Source organism: Streptomyces roseirectus (assembly GCF_014489635.1).
GTDB classification, from domain to species: domain Bacteria; phylum Actinomycetota; class Actinomycetes; order Streptomycetales; family Streptomycetaceae; genus Streptomyces; species Streptomyces roseirectus.
This window is the reverse complement of record NZ_CP060828.1, coordinates 7,553,062-7,571,415: the sequence shown is the minus strand read 5'-3', so window position 1 is coordinate 7,571,415 and position 18,354 is coordinate 7,553,062. Positions and strand designations below refer to the sequence as shown.

Below are 18,354 nucleotides of genomic sequence, written 5' to 3'. Positions count from 1 at the left end.
GATCGATCATCGATACTTGCTAGTAACGTGCACGATCGGAGCAGGCAGAGAATGTGCGGCGGAAAGGGAGCGGTGTGACCGACATCGAACGCGTCGGAGTGGTGGGCTGCGGCCAGATGGGAGCGGGCATCGCCGAGGTCTGCGCCCGCGCCGGCCTGGACGTGAAGGTCGCGGAGACGACCGGCGAGGCCCTGGAGCTGGGCCGGACCCGGCTGCTCACCTCCCTGACGAAGGCCGCCGAACGCGGCAAGATCACCGAGGCCGAGCGGGACGACGCGCTCGCGCGCCTGAGCTTCACCACGGACCTCGGCGAGTTCGCCGACCGGGACCTGGTGATCGAGGCCGTCGTCGAGAACGAGCAGGTGAAGACGGAGATCTTCCAGGTCCTGGACCAGGTCGTGACCCGCCCGGACGCGATCCTGGCGTCCAACACCTCGTCCATCCCGCTCGTGAAGCTCGCCGTCGCCACCTCCCGCCCGGACCACGTGATCGGCGTCCACTTCTTCAACCCGGCGCCGGTGCAGAAGCTCGTCGAGCTGATCCCGGCGCTGACGACCAGCGAGGGCACCCTCAGCCGGGCCCAGCTCTTCGCCGAGAAGCTGCTCGGCAAGCACGCGATCCGCGCCCAGGACCGCTCGGGCTTCGTGGTGAACGCGCTGCTGATCCCCTACCTCCTGTCCGCGATCCGGATGTTCGAGACGGGCATCGCGAGCCGTGAGGACATCGACAACGGCATGGAGCTGGGCTGCGCCCACCCGATGGGCCCGCTGAAGCTGTCGGACCTGATCGGCCTGGACACGGTCGCCTCGGTCGCGCACTCCATGTACGAGGAGTACAAGGAGCCCCTGTACGCCGCTCCCCCGCTGCTCCAGCGGATGGTGGACGCGGGCCGGCTGGGCCGGAAGTCCGGCGCGGGCTTCTACACCTACGGCTGACTACCCATCGTCACCGGCAACGGGCCCGGCACTCCACGGAGCGCCGGGCCCGCGGCATTCACACACCGTGTGCGCGCCGGGCCCGCATATGCCTTCCGCACACTCTCCCCACGCGCCCACCAGGCGAGTTCACTCGTCATGCGCATGCGAGGGATGGCGTTCCACTACGGACCATCACGGATCATCGCGGAAAGGAGCGGAGAGGTGACCGGCGATCCGGCACATCCCACGAAGACCGAAGAACTCGCAGAGTTACGGCGCCGACTCGACGTGGCATATGCCCGCGTCGAGGGAGGGCTGGCGCTGCTCAACCATCGCACCGAGGAGACCGCCAAGGAACTGGACCAGCTGAGCACCCGGATCGTTCATCTGGAGCATCGCCGCTGGCCACTCCCCTCACTCGCGGCGGTCACCTCGATCGGCGCCCTGGTGGCCACTCTCTGGGAGCGGATGGGGCGTTAGCCGAGCCTGAGGTGGTGCAGGAGCAGCAGGGCGGCCGCCATGTTGGCGGCCGGGACCTCACCCCGGGCGACCATGTCGGGGACGAGCTTGAGCGGGACCCACTCCCGGCGGTCCGACTCGAAGTCGTCGACAGGGTGTCCGACGTACTCCCCCTGGTCCGACCAGTAGATGTGGTGGCGGGCGTCGGTGAGTCCGTTGGACGGCTCCACGGTCATCAGGTGGTGCAGGGGTCCCGGCCGCCAGCCGGTCTCCTCCTCCAGTTCCCGCGCCGCCGCGTACGCGACGTCCTCCCCGTCCTCCACGACGCCCGCCGCGAGTTCCCACCCCCAGCTGTCCGTGATGAAGCGGTGCCGCCACAGCAGCAGCACCTCGTTCGCCTCGTTGACCACCGTCGCGACCGCGACCGGGCGCAGCCGGATGAGGAAGTGGTCCAGGTGCCGTCCGTCCGGCAGTTCCACGTCCGCGAGGTTCACGCTGAACCACCGGTTCGCGTACACGGTCTGTTCGTTTTTTTTCGTCCACTGCACGGTTCTGCCACCTTCCGTCGGGTAAGGGGCAATATCGCAGCAGGGAATGAGCAGTGGTGAGAGCAAGCGGAACAAGCGGGTGCACCAAGGGGGCGCGCGGCGTTCTCTCCGTGTGCGACTTCCCCGCGCGCCGCGTCCCATTCGTCCCGGACGTGAATGTGTCTACAGCGGCACCCGCAGCGCCCCGGCGATCAGCTCGGCGGCCTCGGCCGTCCCGGCGCCGCCGCTGCGCACCAGGTGCTCACGGACCTCGCGCAGCCGGTCCCGCAGCCGCTGGGACTCCATCCCCCGCGCCTGCTCGGCCATTTCGACGGCGGTGACGACAGCTTTGTCCGCGTTGCCCTGCCGCAGCTCGATCGTGGAGAGCATGGCGAGCCGGTGCACCCGGCCCCGGTCGTGCGCCGGGGTGCCGACGGCCGCGGCGGCGTGCTCGGCGGCGGCCGCGAGGTCACCGAGGCTGAGCAGCGCCTCCGCGACCTGGACGTTGACCAGCCCCGGCTGGACGTACCCCGTCTCGTCGGGTTCGTAGCCGCGCCGGATCCGCTCGGCGGCCGACTCCGCGCGCCGGATGCGGGAGATCGCGCTCGTGCTGTCGCCGAGGTGCGCGTACGCCTTGGCCTGCATCGCGTACAGGTCCGAGGAGAGCGCCGGGGTGATGTCCGTGCCGGCCGTCCGCAGGGCCGCCTCCGCGAACGCCACCGCCTGTCTGAACTCCCGCATGAACAGGGCCTGGTTGACGAGCAGCGCGATCACGTACGCGCCAAGTCCCCGGTCCCCGCTGGCCTTCGCGAGGCGCAGCGCCTGGTGGAAGTAGCGCTGCGCGAGCCCGTGCGCGTCCGAGTCGTACGCGCAGATCCCGGCGACCGCCACCAACCCGCCGGTCGCCCGGTGCAGTTGACGGCCCGTCTCGTCCGTGTAGCCGCCCCTGAGCAGCGGGGCCGCCTCGGCGTTCAGGAAGCCGACGATCCGTGCGCGCGTCGCGACGCCGCCGGCCTTGCGGTACATCTGCTCGTAGTGCGCCCGCGCCGCCCGCAGCATCTCGATGTCCTGCGGCGTCACCCGGTGGCGCCCGCCCCGGGAGACGTCGACGTCCTCCGGCGGGTTCTCCCACTCCCACACCGGCATCACCGCGGGCGTCCCCGTCACCGCCGGGGCGCCCAGGATGTGCGGGCGCTGCTGCTCGTCCGAGCGCCACAGCGCGGTCGCGCGCTCCACGAAGTTGGTGAGCGTGCCGGAGTGCGGGGCGCCGGGGTCGCCGCCGGGGACGCCCAACCCGATGTCGTCCAGGGTGACTTGGCGGTGCAGGCGGGCGGCCAGCACCTCGCAGATCAGGTCCGGGACCTGGCCCCTGGGGCGCTGGCCCTTCAGCCAGCGGGCCACCGCGGTGTGTTCGTAGCGCAGGGTGAGCCCGCGTCTGCGGCCCACCTCGTTGACGTGGGCGGCCAGGCCCGCGTGGGAGATGCCGGCTTCGTCGAGGATCGCGTCGAGGAGGGTGTTGGGCTGCATGAGGGGCCCCCGTTGTGGCTCGTTACCGACAGCGTAGGGGCGACTACGGATGGGGGGCCAGGGGTGTGCTGTCGGGGGCGGGGTGTTCATGACCGCCCGCGCGGTGTCCCGCGGGCCGGAAGGAACCTCCCGTCCGTCCGTTGCGCAGGGCCAGGAGCGCCACGTCGTCCGCGGGCCGGCCCGCCGTGTGCCGCAGCAGGTCCGACAGGACCGTGCGCACCAACTCCCGTGGGGAGCCGCCGTGTTCCGCCGCCGCCCGCTCCAGCATGTACGGGAGCGGGAAGAAGCGGCCCTTCCTGTCCCGGGCGTCCTCGGCGCCGTCCGTGAAGAGGACCATCGACTCGCCGGGCAGCAGGAACCCGTGCTCCACCGCCAGGTCGGCCGGCAGGGGGAACGGGCCCAGGGGCGGGAGGGGGTCGGCCCGCGACAGGGGCAGGACCCGGGAGCCGGTGATCAGGTAGGGCCACGGATGACCGCAGTTGAGGGCGAGGACGCCGCCGTCCGCGCCGATCTCCAGCAGGAGGACGGTGACGAACTCCTCCCCCGCCGGGCCGCCCTCCGACTCCCGTCCGCTGGAGGGGTGTTCGGCGAGGGCGCGGTCGCGCAGGTGCCGGGCGAGGGTGCGGTCGAGACGGCGTAAGACCCCGCCGAGGTCGGGTTCGTCGTGCACGGCCTCGCGGAAGCCGCCGAGCAGCGCCGCGACCGTGCCGAGCGCCGCGAGCCCGTGCCCCCGCACGTCCCCCATCACGACCCGCACCCCGAACTCGGTGCCGACGACCTCGTACAGATCCCCGCCGACGACGGCCCCGCGCTCGGCGGAGATCTGGACGGCGGCCACCCCCAGCCCCTCGACGCGGGGCGGCAGGGGCCGCAGGACGACGCTCTGCGCGACCCCCGCGACCCGCCTCGCCTGTCTCAGCTCCCGCCGCACGTGCAGCGCGACGCCCCCGCCGACGGCGAGGACCGCCGCCCCGCCGACCACCGGGCACACCGCCTGATACGCGCCGACCACCATCACGGGCGCGACGACCCACCCCAACGACCGCCTGATGCCGAACATCCCCGACGGCCCCCCATCCAGGCCAGGAAATGAAAACAGACCGGCCCCGAAAGGCCGGTCTGCATTCTGTCGGCGTGGGGGCCGAAGAGGACTAGCGAGCCCTCACTTGTCACCCGGACGAGTGAAGATCCTCAGGGGCGCCGAGAGCTCAGCCCCGCAGGACCGCCCCCGACCGCTCCCCGGCGAGCGCGACGGCCGCGTCGCGCGCGGCAGACGCCTCGTCGACCGTCAGGGTCCGGTCACCGGCGCGGAAGCGCAGCGCGTAGGCCAGGGACTTGCGCCCCTCGCCCAGTTGCTCGGCGTTCTCGTAGACGTCGAACAGCCGGATCGACTCCAGCAGTTCGCCCGCGCCCTCGCGCAGCGCCGCCTCGACGTCGGCGGCCGGCACCCCGGCGTCGACGACGAGCGCGACGTCCTGGGTGGCGACGGGGAACGAGGAGATCCGGGGCGCCTGGGGCGTGTCGTCCCCGGCGGCGGCGACCGCGTCGAGGTCGAGTTCCATCGCGGCGGTCCGGGCGGGCAGCCCGAGCGCCTTGACGACGCGGGGGTGCAGCTCACCGGCGTGCCCGACGACAGTCTCGGTGCCGTCGGCGGCGACGATCACGAACTCGGCGCACCGGCCGGGGTGCCAGGGCCCGTACTGCCCCTGGCGCACCACGACCTCGGCCCCGGCCTCACGCGCGACGGTCCGCCCGGCCTCGACCGCGTCGGCCCAGTCGGCGGGGCGCCCCTTGCCCCACCAGCCGGCCTGCTCGCGGGCCCCGGCCAGCACGACCGCGACGTGCCGAGGCTGGACCGGAAGAGCGGCGTCCAGCGACGCCAACTCGGCGTCCGTGGGCCGCCGTTCGACCGAAAGGACCGGCGCGACGGCCTGCTCCGCACGCGGGTGGAACACCAGGCCCGTCTCGAACAGGGCGAGGTCGTGCGCGCCCCGCCCGTCGTTGCGCCGCAGCGCGCCCAGCAGCCCCGGCAGCAGCGAGGTGCGCAGCGCGGGCTCCTCGTCGCTGAGGGGGTTGGTGAGCTTGACGACCCGGCGGCCGGCGTCGTCCGCGTCCAGCAGGAGCTGGTCGAAGACCTGCTCGGAGATGAACGGGTAGGACGGCGCCTCGACGTACCCGGCGCCGGCCAGCGCGCGCCCGACGCGGCGGTGCAGCCGCTGGCGCCCGGTGAGCCCGCGCCCGGCGGGCGGCTTCGGCAGGGTGGAGGGCAGGTTCTCGTAGCCCTCCAGGCGGATGACCTCTTCGGCGAGGTCGTTCGGCGCGGCGAGGTCGGGCCGCCACGACGGCACGGTGACGATCAGCTCGTCCTGCCCGTAGACGTCACAGCCGACCTCCTGGAGCCGGCGGACGACGGTCTCGCGGCCGTAGACGACACCCGCGACCTTGTCGGGGTGGTCGGCGGCCATCGCGATGGTGTGTGGGGCCGAGGGCGCGATGACCTCGGTGACACCGGCCTCGGCGGTACCGCCCGCGAGGAGGACCAGCAGGTCGACGGCGCGCTGCGCGGCGGCGGGCGCGGCCTGCGGGTCGACGCCCCGCTCGAAGCGGCGGGACGCCTCGGAGGACAGCTTGTGCCGGCGGGCGGTGCGCGCGATGGCGACGGCGTCGAAGTGGGCGGCCTCGATGACGACGTCGGTCGTGCCCTGGCCCTCCTCGTGATCGGCGATCTCCGTGTTGGCGCCGCCCATGACGCCGGCGAGGCCGATGGGGCCACGCTCGTCGGTGATGACCAGGTCCTCGGTGTCGAGGGTGCGCTGGGTGCCGTCGAGGGTGGTCAGCTTCTCGCCGGGGGTGGCGCGGCGGACGCCGATGGTGCCCTGGACCAGGGAGCGGTCGTAGGCGTGCAGGGGCTGGCCCAGCTCCATCATCACGTAGTTCGTGACGTCGACGGCGAGGGAGATCGGGCGGACGCCGACCTTCTGCAGGCGCCGCGTCAGCCAGATCGGGGAGCGCGCCTCGGGGCTGAGCCCGGTCACCGTGCGGGCGGTGAAGCGGTCGCAGCCGAAGGGGTCGGCGACCTGCACCGGGTAGCCGAACGCGTTCGGCCCGGGGACGTCGAGGAGCGCCGGGTCGCGCAGCGGCAGGCCGTAGGCGATCGCGGTCTCGCGGGCGACACCGCGAATGGAGAGGCAGTCGCCGCGGTTGGCGGTGACGGCGATGTCGAGGACCTCGTCGACCAGTTCCAGCAGCTCGATGGCGTCCTTGCCGACCTCTGTCTCGGGCGGCAGGACGATGATGCCCTTGGTGCCGTCGTCGCCCATGCCCAGCTCGTCGCTGGAGCAGATCATGCCGTGGGACGTCTTGCCGTAGGTCTTGCGGGCGGCGATCGCGAAGTCACCGGGCAGGACCGCGCCGGGCAGCACGACGACGACCTTGTCGCCGACGGCGAAGTTGCGGGCGCCGCAGACGATCTCCTGCGGCTCGCCGGTGCCTCCCCCAGTGCCGAAAGCCTGGGAGGTGCCCCCAGCGGTGCCGACGTCGACGGTGCAGAAGCGGATCGGCTTCTTGAAGCCCTCCAGCTCCTCGATGGTGAGGACCTGACCGACGACGAGGGGGCCCTTGAGGCCGTCGCCCAGCTGCTCGACCGTCTCGACCTCAAGGCCGGCGGAGACGAGCTTGGCCTGGACGTCGCGGCCGGTCTCGGTGGCGGGGAGGTCGACGTACTCCCGCAGCCAGGAAAGCGGGATGCGCATCAGATCTCACTCCCGAACGGCCGGGTGAAACGGACGTCACCCTCGACCATGTCTCGCATGTCTTCGACGTTGTGGCGGAACATCAGCATCCGTTCGATGCCGAACCCGAAGGCGAATCCGCTGTACTTCTCGGGGTCGACGCCGCAGGCGGTCAGCACCTTCGGGTTGACCATGCCGCAGCCGCCCAGCTCGATCCAGCCCTCGGAGGAGCAGGTGCGGCAGGGGCGGTCGGGGTTGCCGACGGACTCGCCCTTGCAGACGTAGCAGACCATGTCCATCTCGGCGGACGGCTCGGTGAACGGGAAGAAGTTCGGCCGCAGCCGGGTCTTCATGTCCGGGCCGAACAGGGAGCGGACCATGTGGTCCAGGGTGCCCTTGAGGTCGGCCATGGTCAGGCCCTCGTCGACCGCCAGCAGCTCGACCTGGCGGAAGACCGGGGTGTGCGTGGCGTCCAGCTCGTCGGTGCGGTAGACCACGCCGGGGCAGATCACGTACACCGGCAGGTCGCGGTCCATCAGGGAGCGGATCTGCACGGGCGAGGTGTGGGTGCGCAGCACCTGCCCGGAGTCGGCGCTGCCGTCGGCGGCCTGGACGAAGAAGGTGTCCTGCTCGCCGCGCGCCGGGTGGTCGGGGCCGATGTTCAGGGCGTCGAAGTTGAACCACTCGGCCTCGACCTGCGGGCCCTCGGCGACCTCGTAGCCCATCGCGACGAAGACGTCCTCGATGCGCTCCGACAGCGTCGTCAGCGGGTGGCGGGCACCGGCCGGGACCCGGTCGTACGGGAGGGTGACGTCGACGGCCTCCTCGACGAGGACGCGCGCGTCGCGCTCGGCCTCCAGCTCGGCCTGGCGGGCGGCGAGGGCCTTGTTGACGGCACCGCGCGCCTGCCCGACGAGCTTGCCCGCGGCGGCCTTGGCCTGCGGGGGCAGGGCGCCGATCTCGCGGTTGGCCAGCGCCAGCGGAGAGGTGCCGCCGGTGTGGGCGACCTTCGCCTCCTGGAGCGCGTCCAGGGAGTCGGCGGCGGTGAACGCGGCCAGCGCCTCGTCCCGCATGCGCTCGACTTCTTCCGGTTTCAACGCCTCGACCTCTACTGGGTCGTACGACTTATTCGGTGCCGACATCTCTTCCCGTGCTTCCGGTTGGCTGGCTGAAGACCCCCGTGACCGGCTCACTGAGCGCTGTGGGACACAAAGGTGCCAAAGGCCGAGTCTAACGGGGCGTGGATGTTCGAACGCGCCCGTGGCCGCCTAGCTCAGATAAGCAGGGGCCGCCACGGGCAGCGTAAATCGGAACTGAGCGCCGCCCTCGGGGGCGCGTCCGACGGTGATGACGCCGCCGTGGGCCTCGACGATGCCCTTGACGATGTAGAGGCCGAGCCCGGTGCCGCCGCGCTTGCTGCCCCGCCAGAAGCGGGTGAAGACGCGGTTCATGGACTCCTCCGGGATGCCGGCGCCCTCGTCGCTCACGGTGACCGACGTGCCGGTGTCCTCCCCTTCCCGGGGGGACGCGGCGGGCGTGACGTCTATCGTGACGGTTCCCTCGCCGTGGCGCACCGCGTTTTCGATGAGGTTGCTCAGCACCTGGTCGACCTTGTCCGGGTCGGCCCACAGGGCGGGCAGGGGATGGCCGATCCTGAGCAGGAACCGGTCGGCGGGCAGCCCCGCGGCGACGTACGCCTGGATGTGACGGCCGACGGCGGCGCCCATGTCGACGGGCTGGCGGCGCACTTCGAGGCGGCCGGAGTCGATGCGGGAGATGTCGAGGAGTTCGGCGATGAGGCGGGTGACGCGGTCGGCGTCGGCGTCGACGGTCTCCAGCATGAGGCGCTTCTGGTCGTCGGTGAAGCGCTCCCACTTGGCGAGGAGGGTCGCGGTGAAGCCCTTGACGGAGGTGAGGGGGGAGCGCAGTTCGTGGGCCACGGTGGCGATCAGCTCGGCGTGGGAGCGCTCGGTGCGGCGGCGGGCCTCGGTGTCGCGCAGGCAGACCACGAGCCGGCGGACGGGGCCCGCGGGGCGGTCGCGGACGTAGCGGGCGGAGACCAGGAACTCCCGGCCGCCGGGCAACAGGAGGTTGCGTTCGGGTTGTCGTACCCGGGTGGCGAGGCCGCCGTAGGGGTCGGTGAGCTGCCACCAGCGGCGGCCCTCCAGGTCCTCTAACGGCAGTGCCTTCTCCAGCGGCCTGCCGAGGGCGTCGGCCGCCGCGGTGGCGGTCATCCGCTCGGCGGCGGCGTTGAAGCACACGACCCGGCCGTGCTCGTCGGCGACCACCAGGCCGTCCGGCAGTTCATCCGGCCCCATTCCGGGCGGCCACCAGGCCCTTCGGGTTTCCGGTGTACCGCTCGTGACCGCACTCATCCTCGTACCCCACCTCCCAGACGAGGACCCCCGAGCCCGTCACCCTACAAGCTGTCGGTGACGGAACGGCACCCTCCGCGGGCGCGCTGTGCACGGGCTGACGCATAGAGACATACGGCGGCGGCGGTGGCCAGGTTCAGACTTTCAGCCTTTCCGTGGATAGGGACGCGCACGACGGCGTCCGCGAGCCCCCTGGTCTCCTCCGGGAGCCCCCACGCCTCGTTGCCGAACACCCAGGCCGTGGGTCCGCCCATCGTGCCCTTGTCCAGCTCGTCGTCCAGGTCGTCCTCGCCCGCCCCGTCGGCGGCGAGGATCCGCACGCCGGCCGCCTTCAGCCCCTCGACGGCCGTCTCGACCGGCACGCCGACCGCCACGGGCAGGTGGAACAGCGATCCGACGGACGCGCGTACGGCCTTCGGGTTGTAGAGGTCGACGGAGGCGTCGGTGAGGACGACGGCCTCGGCGCCGGCGGCGTCCGCGCAGCGCAGTACCGTCCCGGCGTTCCCGGGGTCGCGCACGTGCGCGAGCACGGCGACCAGCTTCGGGCGGGCGGCCAGGATCTCCTCGAACGGCCGGTCGAGGAACCGGCAGATCCCGACGAGGCCCTGCGGGGTGACGGTCGTCGAGATGTCGGCGATCACCTGCTCGTCGGCGAGGTGCACCCGCACGCCGGCGTCCCGCGCGTCCCCGACGACGTCCGCGTACCGCTCCGCCGCCTCCACGGTCGCGAACAGCTCGACCAGCGTCCCCTTCGCCGCCTCCCGCACCGCCTGCGGCCCCTCGGCGAGAAACAGCCGCTCCTTGCTCCGGAAATTCCGCCGGGCCAGCCGCCGGGCGGCGGCGACGCGGGGGGAACGGGGGGAGATGAGGTCGGGGGTGATGGGGGGCACGGAGGGCTCACCTTCTGTTCAGCAGAACGGACCCGCAGGTAATCCCGCGGGTCCGTGCAGTCAGGCTCTGATCGCTCAGGCGGCCTTGGGGGCGTTCACGTCGGCCGGGAGCGCCTTCTGGGCGACCTCGACGAGCGCGGCGAACGCGTTCGTGTCGTTGACGGCCAGCTCCGCGAGGATCTTGCGGTCGACCTCGACGTTGGCGGCCTTCAGACCCTGGATGAAGCGGTTGTAGGTGATGCCGTTCGCGCGGGCAGCGGCGTTGATGCGCTGGATCCACAGCTGACGGAAGTCGCCCTTGCGCTTCTTGCGGTCGTTGTAGTTGTAGACCAGCGAGTGGGTGACCTGCTCCTTGGCCTTGCGGTACAGGCGCGAACGCTGACCACGGTAGCCGGAGGCCTGCTCCAGGATCGCCCGGCGCTTCTTGTGGGCGTTGACTGCCCGCTTGACGCGTGCCACTTGTTAACTCCTTGTAGCGGGGCCGTGGTTGGACTCACACGACCCGGTTTCGAATAGGTCCCGGTGTCGACGTACGGCGCGCGGGTCACCCGGCGCCGGGTACGTCACTTGCCGAGAAGCTTCTTGATCTTCGCGGCGTCGCCCGGGGCCATCTCGGCGTTGCCGGTGAGGCGACGCGTCACGCGGGACGACTTGTGCTCAAGCAGGTGGCGCTTGCCGGCGCGCTCGCGGAGCACCTTGCCGGAGCCGGTGACCTTGAAGCGCTTGCTGGCACCGCTGTGCGACTTGTTCTTCGGCATAGCGCCGTTCTCTCCTCGTCGGTGGCGCTCCGGTGCCCGGTCGTGAAACCGGGCACGGGGTGGAGCGTCGTGTTCTGTCGGGTTCGACCCAGGGGACTCGCGTCCCTCGGATCACGCCTCGGCGGGAGCCTCGGCAGGGGTCTGAGCGGCCTCGGCGGTCTCGGCGGCCTCGCCCGACTCGTCCACCAGGTCCAGCGGGTTCTGCGAGCGGCCGGGGTTGGCCTTCGCGTCCGCCTTGCGGGCTTCCTGAGCCTGACGTGCCTCGGCCATCGCCTCGGTCTTCTTCTTGTGCGGACCGAGGACCATGATCATGTTCCGGCCGTCCTGCTTCGGGTTCGACTCGACGAACCCGAGGTCCTGGACGTCCTCCGCGAGGCGCTGGAGCAGGCGGTAGCCCAGCTCCGGACGCGACTGCTCACGGCCGCGGAACATGATCGTGATCTTGACCTTGTCGCCCTGCTTGAGGAACCGGACGACGTGACCCTTCTTGGTGTCATAGTCGTGCGGGTCGATCTTCGGCCGGAGCTTCATCTCCTTGATGACCGTGTGCGCCTGGTTCTTGCGCGCCTCACGGGCCTTCATGGCCGACTCGTACTTGAACTTCCCGTAGTCCATGAGCTTGCAGACCGGCGGGCGGGCGTTCGCCGCGACCTCGACCAGGTCCAGGTCGTACTCCTGCGCAAGCTCCAGTGCCTTGGCCAGCGGGACGATGCCCACCTGCTCGCCACTGGGACCGACAAGTCGCACCTCGGGAACGCGAATCCGGTCGTTGATGCGGGGCTCGGCGCTGATGAGTCCTCCTCGGTTGCACCACGCGACACCCTGGTTCGAGCGCCGCGTAACGTCTGTCTCTGTAAGAGCTTCAACCACGCCGAGGCAGAAAAAATGCCCCGAACGATCACATGCGGGGTTCCTCGAACTACCGGAACACCGCCGCGGGGATCGCGGGGCGTACTCATCGGACGGCGACGCCCCACGAGGGCGGCCGTCTGACCGGTGACCCGCCGCCCTTAGGGGTGGTCGGGTGGGAGTTCGAAGCCTCCACTTGTGGGCCGGGCACAGTCATGTCCGACCGGTCGTTCAACGAGGTTAACAGTCCTCGCGCATACTGGCCAATCCGGGCCAGGTACAGGCGCCTCGCGGAAGGGCGCCTATCGTGTCCCCCATGAGTGACACCCCCGACTTCAACGAAATGACCCGCGACATCGCCGAGGTCCCCGCCGTCGAGGTCATCGTGACGGTCGCCGTCAACCTCATGAGCGCCGCCGCGGTCAAGCTGGGGCTGACCGAGGAGGGCGAGAAGTTCAAGGACCTCGACGAGGCGCGGAAGCTGATCACCGCGTTGGCGGGGCTGCTGGACGCGTCCGCGACGGAGATCAGCTCCTTCCACGCGGCTCCCCTGCGGGACGGTCTGAAGTCGCTCCAGCTGGCCTTCAAGGAGGCGTCGATCGTGCCGGACGCGCCTGGGCAAGGGCCGGGCGAGAAGTACACCGGACCTGTCTACGGTTAAGAATTCCGCAGGTCACGGCTTCCGTACATACAACGGCTGCCCCGGAGGCGTTGCCTCCGTCGGTAGCAGCGCCAGGTCCAGGCCGCGTACCAGTCTCGCCCTCAGGGTCTCGTCCGCTGCCAGGTGCTCGGCGATCGTTCGGGCCACTTCCGCCGCTCCGGCCGTGTCCGTCAGGACCAGGGCCAGCGTGCCGTCCGACTCCCCCGGGCCAAGGTATGCCCGCTCCACGCCCGGCGCTGCGGCTACCGCCGTGCGGACCGCCTCCCGGACCGCCGGGTCCGCCAGCGGATCCGTCGTCGTGCGGCCTTCTGCCAGCGCCAGCAGGGTCTGGCCCGTCAGTTCGAAAGGGACCGGGCCTGCGAGGTCCAGGACCACCGTGTCGGCGTTTTCGTGGGCCGCTGCCTGGAGGGCCTGGTGGAGGGGGACGGCTACTGGGCGGGCCTGGGGGTCCCAGAGGGCCAGGGAAGCCGTTGAGGTGAAGGCGGGGAGCGCTTTGCGGGGGCCTGCCTTGAGGGTGGGGACGGCCATGTCGCTCGTCTTCTCGCGGCGCAGGCCGTTCTCGTCCTCCTCCACCTCACCCAGGACCGCCACCACCGGGACGAGGAGGCGGGCGTTCTTGAGGGCGGCGAGGACCGGGGGGACGGCGGTGCGGTCGGCCGACCAGGCGGCGAGCGCCGAGGCCAGGGCCGGGTCGGCCGTGCCGTCGTCGTCGGAGAAGCCGGGGTCGGGAATGTTCTTGTTCGCCACGGTCACCGACCCTATCGGGGGGATGCTGCTGCGGTTGTGCGGGGCCGGTAACCCGGCGGTCACCGGTTTCACGGTTTCCTCAGGAATCCCTGACACAGGTCTAACGTCCGTCTCACGCCGCGCACAGTCACCGCCCCGAGCATCGCGGGATGGAGTCCTCCAGAGCCGCCCGCAGACACCGCGCCCGCGCCTCCTCCCGGCGCCGGCCGATCCTCCTCACCGCGCTCGCCGTGCTCGCGACGGCCGGCGGGACGGCGTACGTGGAGACCCACGACGGGGGCGCGGACGGCGTCGTATCGTCGGCACCGGCCGTGCCGTCCACGCCGGCCGCGCGCACCCGGGAGGGGACTGTGACCGTGCCTGAGACCGACCACACCGCGCTGCTCAAGTCGGCGCTGGAGGCGGTGAGCGTGCCCGGGGACGCCGCCGTCGCCGTGGGGGTGCTCGATCTCGCGTCCGGGGAGAGCGCCGTGTCCGGGGAGGCCGCGTTCGACACGGCCTCCATCGTCAAGGTCGACATCCTCGCCGCGCTGCTGCTCCAGGCGCAGGACGCGGGGCGCCGGCTCACCGGCCAGGAGCGGGCGTACGCCGCCGCGATGATCGAGTACAGCGACAACGACTCGGCGAGCGCGCTGTGGAACACCATCGGTCAGGCGGAAGGGCTCGACGCCGCCAACGAGCGGTTCGGGATGAGCGGCACCGAGGGGGGTGAGGGCGCGCTGTGGGGGCTCACCCGGACGACCGCCGCCGATCAACTCGTCCTGCTCCGGCAGGTGTTCGGGGAGGAGTCGGAGCTGAGCCAGGTGTCCCGGGAGTACGTGCGGGGACTGATGGCCCAGGTCCGGGCCGATCAGGGGTGGGGGGTGTCGGCCGCCGCGCGGGGCGCGGAGTGGGCCGTGAAGAACGGGTGGCTGGCGCGGAGCACGACGGGGCTGTGGGACGTCAACAGCATCGGGCGGGTGGCCGCCGGGGACGGGTCGTACCTGGTGGCCGTGCTGTCGGACGGGAACGTGAGCATGCGGGCGGGGATCTCGCTGGTGGAGGAGGCGGCGCGGGCGGCGGTGGGGGCGTTCACGGCGACGCCCTGACCTCTCCTCGGCCTCTCTTCGAGGCGGCGCCCCGGCCCCTCAGCCCATCCTCCTGCGGCCCCGCCACAGCACCACCGCCGCCACCAGCAGGACGCCGCCAGCGCCGCCGGCGAGGGGGCCCGCCCAGTCCGCGGTGCCGGTGTCGTCCGGTTCGCGGTCGGGACCGGTGCCGAAGTACTCCTTGCCGTAGGCGCGGGAGGTCAGGCCCTCGGGTTTGAGGCGTGCGGCGGCCTTGATCGCGGCGGCGGGGTCGATGAAGCCGTAGCCGCGTGAGTCGTCACGGCCGCCGGTGGGGGCGTCGCGGGCTGTCGTCTCCAGGAGCTTCTTGATCTGCGGCGGGGTGAGGCCGGGGTGGGCGGCCTTGATCAGGGCGACCGCGCCGGAGACGAAGGCCGCCGCCGCGCTCGTCCCCCAGCCCTCGTAGTACTTGTGGTCGGGGTCGGCGATGACGACGTCCACGCCGGGGGCGCTGACCGTGGCGTACCAGCGGCGGGTGGAGAAGGTCGCGCGGACGCCGTCCTGGTCGACGGCCGTCGCGGCGATGACGCCGGGGTAGGCGGCCGGGTAGGAGATGTGGTCGCCCTTGTCGCCGCCGTTGCCCGCGGAGGCGACGACGACGGAGCCCTTCTTCAGCGCGTACTGGACGGCCTCGTCCTCGGCGGGCTCGGGGTGCGCGGACGCGGAGTCGTCGCCGAGGGACAGGTTGATGACGTCGGCGCCCTGGTCGGCGGCCCAGCGGATGCCCTCCGCGAGGGCGTTGCCGCGGGTGTTGCGGGCGCGGGTGCGGGCCGGGTCGCCGTCCTCCAGGATCACCCGGACGGGGAGGATCTTGGCCTCCGGGGCGATGCCCATGACGCCGTCGGCGTTGTCGTACCCGTGGCCGTGGCCCGCGATGATGCCGGCCATCGCGGTGCCGTGGCGGGCCCACGCGCGCTGGCCCGGAACCGCGCCGAAGCCGACGAGGTCCTTCGCGGGCAGGACGTTGCCGGTGAGGTCGGGGTGGTCGGCCTCCACGCCGGTGTCCAGGACGGCGACGGTGATGCCGGCGCCCTTGGTCGTCCGCCACGCCTCCTCGGTGTGCATCGCCTCCAAGGCCCACTGCTGGTCGCGTATGCCGTCGGCGTAGGCGGTGGTGGAGGGGAGCAGGGCGATGGCCGCGGCGAGGAGGGTGCTGAGGAGGGCGGCGCGGGTGGCTGTGCGGGGCATGGGGGGTGCGGGGGTCGTCGGGGCTTTTCCTGAGGTCTTTTCCGTGGCTTTTTCCGTGCGGGCGGTGCGGGTCATGACGGCTGCTCCGTCGGGGCGGCGGCGGCCTTGCGGAGGGAGCGTTCGACGCGGTCCGCGAGGCCCTTGGCCTCGTTGCCGAGGCCGGCCTGGGCGACGGCCGAGGACGCGCCGGTCGCGGTCGCCTCGGCGGCGGGCTGCGGGGTGTCGACGGTCCGGTGGTCGGCCCAGCCGGAGACGGAGTAGACGACGACCGGGGCGTCCGTCAGGACCGACACCGTCCACGAGGCGCGCTGGGCGTCGCCGAAGCGGGCGGCGAGGGTGCCGGGGACGGCGTACGGGCGGGGCATCAGGTCCGTCCTGCGCGCCAGGCCCTCCTTGTCGAAGCGGGCGTCCAGTGCGCGCATCGTCGCGACGTCGGCCTTCGTGAAGAGCAGGCCGACGGTGGTGACGTAGCTCTGGGTGGCGTCGGTGTACGTCGCCCGCAGGAGGCGGTCGCAGCCGGCCGGTTCCAGGACCTGGGCCAGCAGCGGGTCGAACGCGTTCTCGCAGCCGGCGTCCGGGGCTACGGCGATCCGCGTCCACGTCCGGTCCGCGCCGCCTGGGCCCGCGCCCTGGCCGTCCACCGTCGCCGGGAACAGCTCGTCCACCGGCACGCTGTGCCAGATCGCCGCCGCCGCCGCGTAACTCCCGCTCCGCGCGCCGGAATCGTCCCCCACGAGCCAGGTCCCTGTAGCCGCGCCGCCGATCAGCCCGAGCCCCAGCACCGCACAGGCCGCCGCAGCGACCACACGCCCACGGATCCAGGGCTCGTGCGGTGCTTCGGGGGTGGCCGCCGGGTGGGTGGTGGGCGTGTGGGCGGGGGTGACGGTCCAGGAGAGGGCGGGGTCCGGGGCCGGGTGGTTGAGGTCGCGCGGGGGCGTGGGCCGGGTCTGTCCGGCCTGCCCTCCGAAGGTGGCCTCGGGGGCCGGGTGGTTCAGGTCGCGCGGAGGGGCAGCGGGCGCGGGCCGGGTCTGCCCGCCGAGGGTGACTTCGGGGGCCGTGTGCCGGGTGCTCTGTCCGGGGTCCTTCGGGGTGGAGGGGTGGCCCGTCGTCGGGGTGGGGGTGGGCATCGGGGTGTTCTGTTCGGCGGGGGTCACACGGGTGGTGCCGGGGCGGGCGGACTTCGGGGGTGTGGTGGGGCGCGGGGGGATGGGGCGGGCCGCGCCTTCGGGGGCCGGGTCGGGGGTGTGGGGCCGGGTGGTGGGGCGGGCTTCCGGTGCCGGGTTGGGGTCGCCGGGGGTGGGGGTCTGCGGGGTCGCCTGGCCGTTCGGCGTCTGCGGGGGCTTGGACGCCGGGGTGGTGGAGGGGCGCGGTGTGGCTGCCTGCTCCTTCGACGCCGGGCCGGACGGGGTGCCCGGTGCGGTGGCGGGGCGGTCCGCTGACGCGGGGGCATTCGGCGTGCCGGGCCGCCACTCCCGCGCCGGGGGCGTCTGGGACGCCGGGCGGGGAGGAGTGGGGCCGGTGCTGCGCTGGTTCCGGTCGGAGTCCGGGCGGGGCGGGGTCGCCGTGCCCTCCTGTTCCGGGCGGCGCGGGGTGCCCTGTGCGGTGGCGGAGCGGTCCGCTGACGCGGGGGCGCTCGGCGTGCCGGGCCGCCACTCCCGCGCCGGGGGCGTCTGGGACGCGGGGCGGGGAGGGGTGAGGCCGGTGCTGGGCCGGTTCCCGTCGGAGTCCGGGCGGGGCGAGGTCGCCGTGCCCTCCCGTTCCGGGCGGCGCGGGGTGCCCTGCGCCGTGACGGGACGGTCCGCTGACGCGGGGGCGCTCGGCGTGCCGGGCCGCCGCTCCCACACCGGGGACGCCTGGGCCCCCGGGTGGGGAGGGGTGGGGCCGGTGCTGGGCCGGTTCCCGTCGGAGTCCGGGCGGGGCGAGGTGCCCTGTGCGGCGCCGGAGCGCGGGGACGTCGGTGAGGCATCGCCCTGCGGCGAGGGGCCGGGCGCGGTGGTCGGGGTCTGCCGGCGGGGGTGGTCCTCCGGTTGTCTGCCCGTGCCGGGGTATGACGAGGCGGTCGGTGCGGACGCGGGGTACGACGAGGCGGGCTCGGACGCGGGTGAGGCGGGCGCGGATGCGGGGCGTGGCGGGACGGGCGCGTCCTGCCGGGGTGTGCGCCCGTTCTCCGGGGCGCCGGTGGGGCGCGGTGGGGTGATCGGCGGCTTGTGGGCCGGGGTTCCGTGCGCCGGGGCCGGGGTGGTCGTCGGGCGTGGGGGTGCCGGGTCCGGGGTGGGGAACAGGGCGTCGAACTCCGGGGGGCGTACCGGGGACGCCGGAGTCCAGGCGGGGGTGTCCGTCGGGGCGGGGCGCGGGGGGCGTTCGGTGGAGGGGCGGGGCGGGGGTGCCATGCGGCTGCGGGAGAAGGGGGTCCAGGCGCTGCCGGGGGCGGACGGGGTGTCCGTGGCCGGGGTGCGGGGGGTGATCCGGGAGATGTACGGGCGGACACCGTCGACGCCGAACTCCGTGCCCGCGTCCGGGGCCGTCACGTCGTCGGCGCGCGCACCCTCGTCCGTGCCGGGCACCCTCGAACCCGGCCTCCGGGGAGCGGCCGGCGGAGCGTCCGGGAACCGGGCCGAA

Annotated in this window: 17 protein-coding genes; 4 read left to right on the top strand and 13 right to left on the bottom strand. The window is 72.8% G+C overall.

From position 1 onward, the window contains the following. Nucleotides 1-74 precede the first annotated feature (74 nt). Entirely contained in the window at nucleotides 75-935 is an 861-nt protein-coding gene (locus IAG44_RS32565; RefSeq protein ID WP_187750661.1) for a 3-hydroxybutyryl-CoA dehydrogenase, read from the top strand. Nucleotides 936-1,139: 204 nt separating this feature from the next. Then, complete coding sequence (locus tag IAG44_RS32560) at nucleotides 1,140-1,397, top strand: hypothetical protein (RefSeq protein ID WP_187752941.1); 258 nt, start codon at nucleotides 1,140-1,142, stop codon at nucleotides 1,395-1,397. Here IAG44_RS32560 and IAG44_RS32555 read toward each other — a convergent pair. The 10 genes from IAG44_RS32555 to infC all read right to left on the bottom strand — a co-directional run bounded on the left by IAG44_RS32555 (nucleotide 1,394) and on the right by infC (nucleotide 11,976). After that, complete coding sequence (locus IAG44_RS32555) at nucleotides 1,394-1,924, bottom strand: NUDIX hydrolase (RefSeq protein WP_187750660.1); 531 nt, start codon at nucleotides 1,922-1,924, stop codon at nucleotides 1,394-1,396. The genes IAG44_RS32560 and IAG44_RS32555 overlap by 4 nt on opposite strands. Before the next feature lie 162 nt (nucleotides 1,925-2,086). Beyond that, entirely contained in the window at nucleotides 2,087-3,430 is a 1,344-nt protein-coding gene (locus IAG44_RS32550; RefSeq protein ID WP_187750659.1) for an NsdA family TPR-like regulatory protein, read from the bottom strand. 43 nt (nucleotides 3,431-3,473) lie between these two features. Further along, nucleotides 3,474-4,490, bottom strand: a complete 1,017-nt coding sequence (locus IAG44_RS32545) for a PP2C family protein-serine/threonine phosphatase (protein ID WP_187750658.1) — start codon at nucleotides 4,488-4,490, stop codon at nucleotides 3,474-3,476. 148 nt (nucleotides 4,491-4,638) lie between these two features. Continuing rightward, entirely contained in the window at nucleotides 4,639-7,182 is a 2,544-nt protein-coding gene (pheT, locus tag IAG44_RS32540; RefSeq protein ID WP_187750657.1) for a phenylalanine--tRNA ligase subunit beta, read from the bottom strand. Then, nucleotides 7,182-8,303 carry a phenylalanine--tRNA ligase subunit alpha gene (gene pheS, locus IAG44_RS32535; RefSeq protein WP_187750656.1) on the bottom strand — a complete coding sequence of 374 codons (1,122 nt, stop codon included), beginning with the start codon at nucleotides 8,301-8,303 and terminating at the stop codon, nucleotides 7,182-7,184. The genes pheT and pheS overlap by 1 nt, the downstream gene beginning before the upstream one ends. Before the next feature lie 126 nt (nucleotides 8,304-8,429). Next, nucleotides 8,430-9,536 (bottom strand): sensor histidine kinase, encoded by a 1,107-nt coding sequence (locus tag IAG44_RS32530; RefSeq protein WP_187750655.1) that lies wholly within the window; start codon nucleotides 9,534-9,536, stop codon nucleotides 8,430-8,432. Nucleotides 9,537-9,580: 44 nt separating this feature from the next. Continuing rightward, entirely contained in the window at nucleotides 9,581-10,426 is an 846-nt protein-coding gene (locus IAG44_RS32525) for a TrmH family RNA methyltransferase (RefSeq protein ID WP_187750654.1), read from the bottom strand. Between the two features lie 75 nt (nucleotides 10,427-10,501). Further along, nucleotides 10,502-10,885, bottom strand: coding sequence for a 50S ribosomal protein L20 (rplT, locus tag IAG44_RS32520; protein ID WP_187750653.1), 384 nt, complete (start codon nucleotides 10,883-10,885; stop codon nucleotides 10,502-10,504). 104 nt (nucleotides 10,886-10,989) lie between these two features. Beyond that, nucleotides 10,990-11,184, bottom strand: coding sequence for a 50S ribosomal protein L35 (rpmI, locus tag IAG44_RS32515; protein WP_004933563.1), 195 nt, complete (start codon nucleotides 11,182-11,184; stop codon nucleotides 10,990-10,992). A 111-nt stretch (nucleotides 11,185-11,295) separates the two neighbouring features. After that, nucleotides 11,296-11,976 (bottom strand): translation initiation factor IF-3, encoded by a 681-nt coding sequence (gene infC / locus IAG44_RS32510; protein ID WP_187752940.1) that lies wholly within the window; start codon nucleotides 11,974-11,976, stop codon nucleotides 11,296-11,298. A 373-nt stretch (nucleotides 11,977-12,349) separates the two neighbouring features. Here infC and IAG44_RS32505 point away from each other — a divergent pair, with 373 nt between their 5' ends. Continuing rightward, entirely contained in the window at nucleotides 12,350-12,694 is a 345-nt protein-coding gene (locus IAG44_RS32505) for a DUF1844 domain-containing protein (protein ID WP_187750652.1), read from the top strand. A gap of 12 nt (nucleotides 12,695-12,706) precedes the next feature. Here the strand turns inward: IAG44_RS32505 and IAG44_RS32500 are convergent, their stop codons facing one another. After that, complete coding sequence (locus IAG44_RS32500; RefSeq protein ID WP_187750651.1) at nucleotides 12,707-13,441, bottom strand: SseB family protein; 735 nt, start codon at nucleotides 13,439-13,441, stop codon at nucleotides 12,707-12,709. 149 nt (nucleotides 13,442-13,590) lie between these two features. Between IAG44_RS32500 and IAG44_RS32495 the strand changes: the two genes are divergently transcribed. Then, nucleotides 13,591-14,529 carry a serine hydrolase gene (locus tag IAG44_RS32495; RefSeq protein WP_187750650.1) on the top strand — a complete coding sequence of 313 codons (939 nt, stop codon included), beginning with the start codon at nucleotides 13,591-13,593 and terminating at the stop codon, nucleotides 14,527-14,529. Nucleotides 14,530-14,568: 39 nt separating this feature from the next. Here the strand turns inward: IAG44_RS32495 and mycP are convergent, their stop codons facing one another. Beyond that, complete coding sequence (mycP, locus tag IAG44_RS32490) at nucleotides 14,569-15,735, bottom strand: type VII secretion-associated serine protease mycosin (protein WP_187750649.1); 1,167 nt, start codon at nucleotides 15,733-15,735, stop codon at nucleotides 14,569-14,571. Nucleotides 15,736-15,806: 71 nt separating this feature from the next. After that, nucleotides 15,807-18,299, bottom strand: coding sequence for a hypothetical protein (locus IAG44_RS43835; RefSeq protein ID WP_246562212.1), 2,493 nt, complete (start codon nucleotides 18,297-18,299; stop codon nucleotides 15,807-15,809). Between the last annotated feature and the right edge of the window lie 55 nt (nucleotides 18,300-18,354).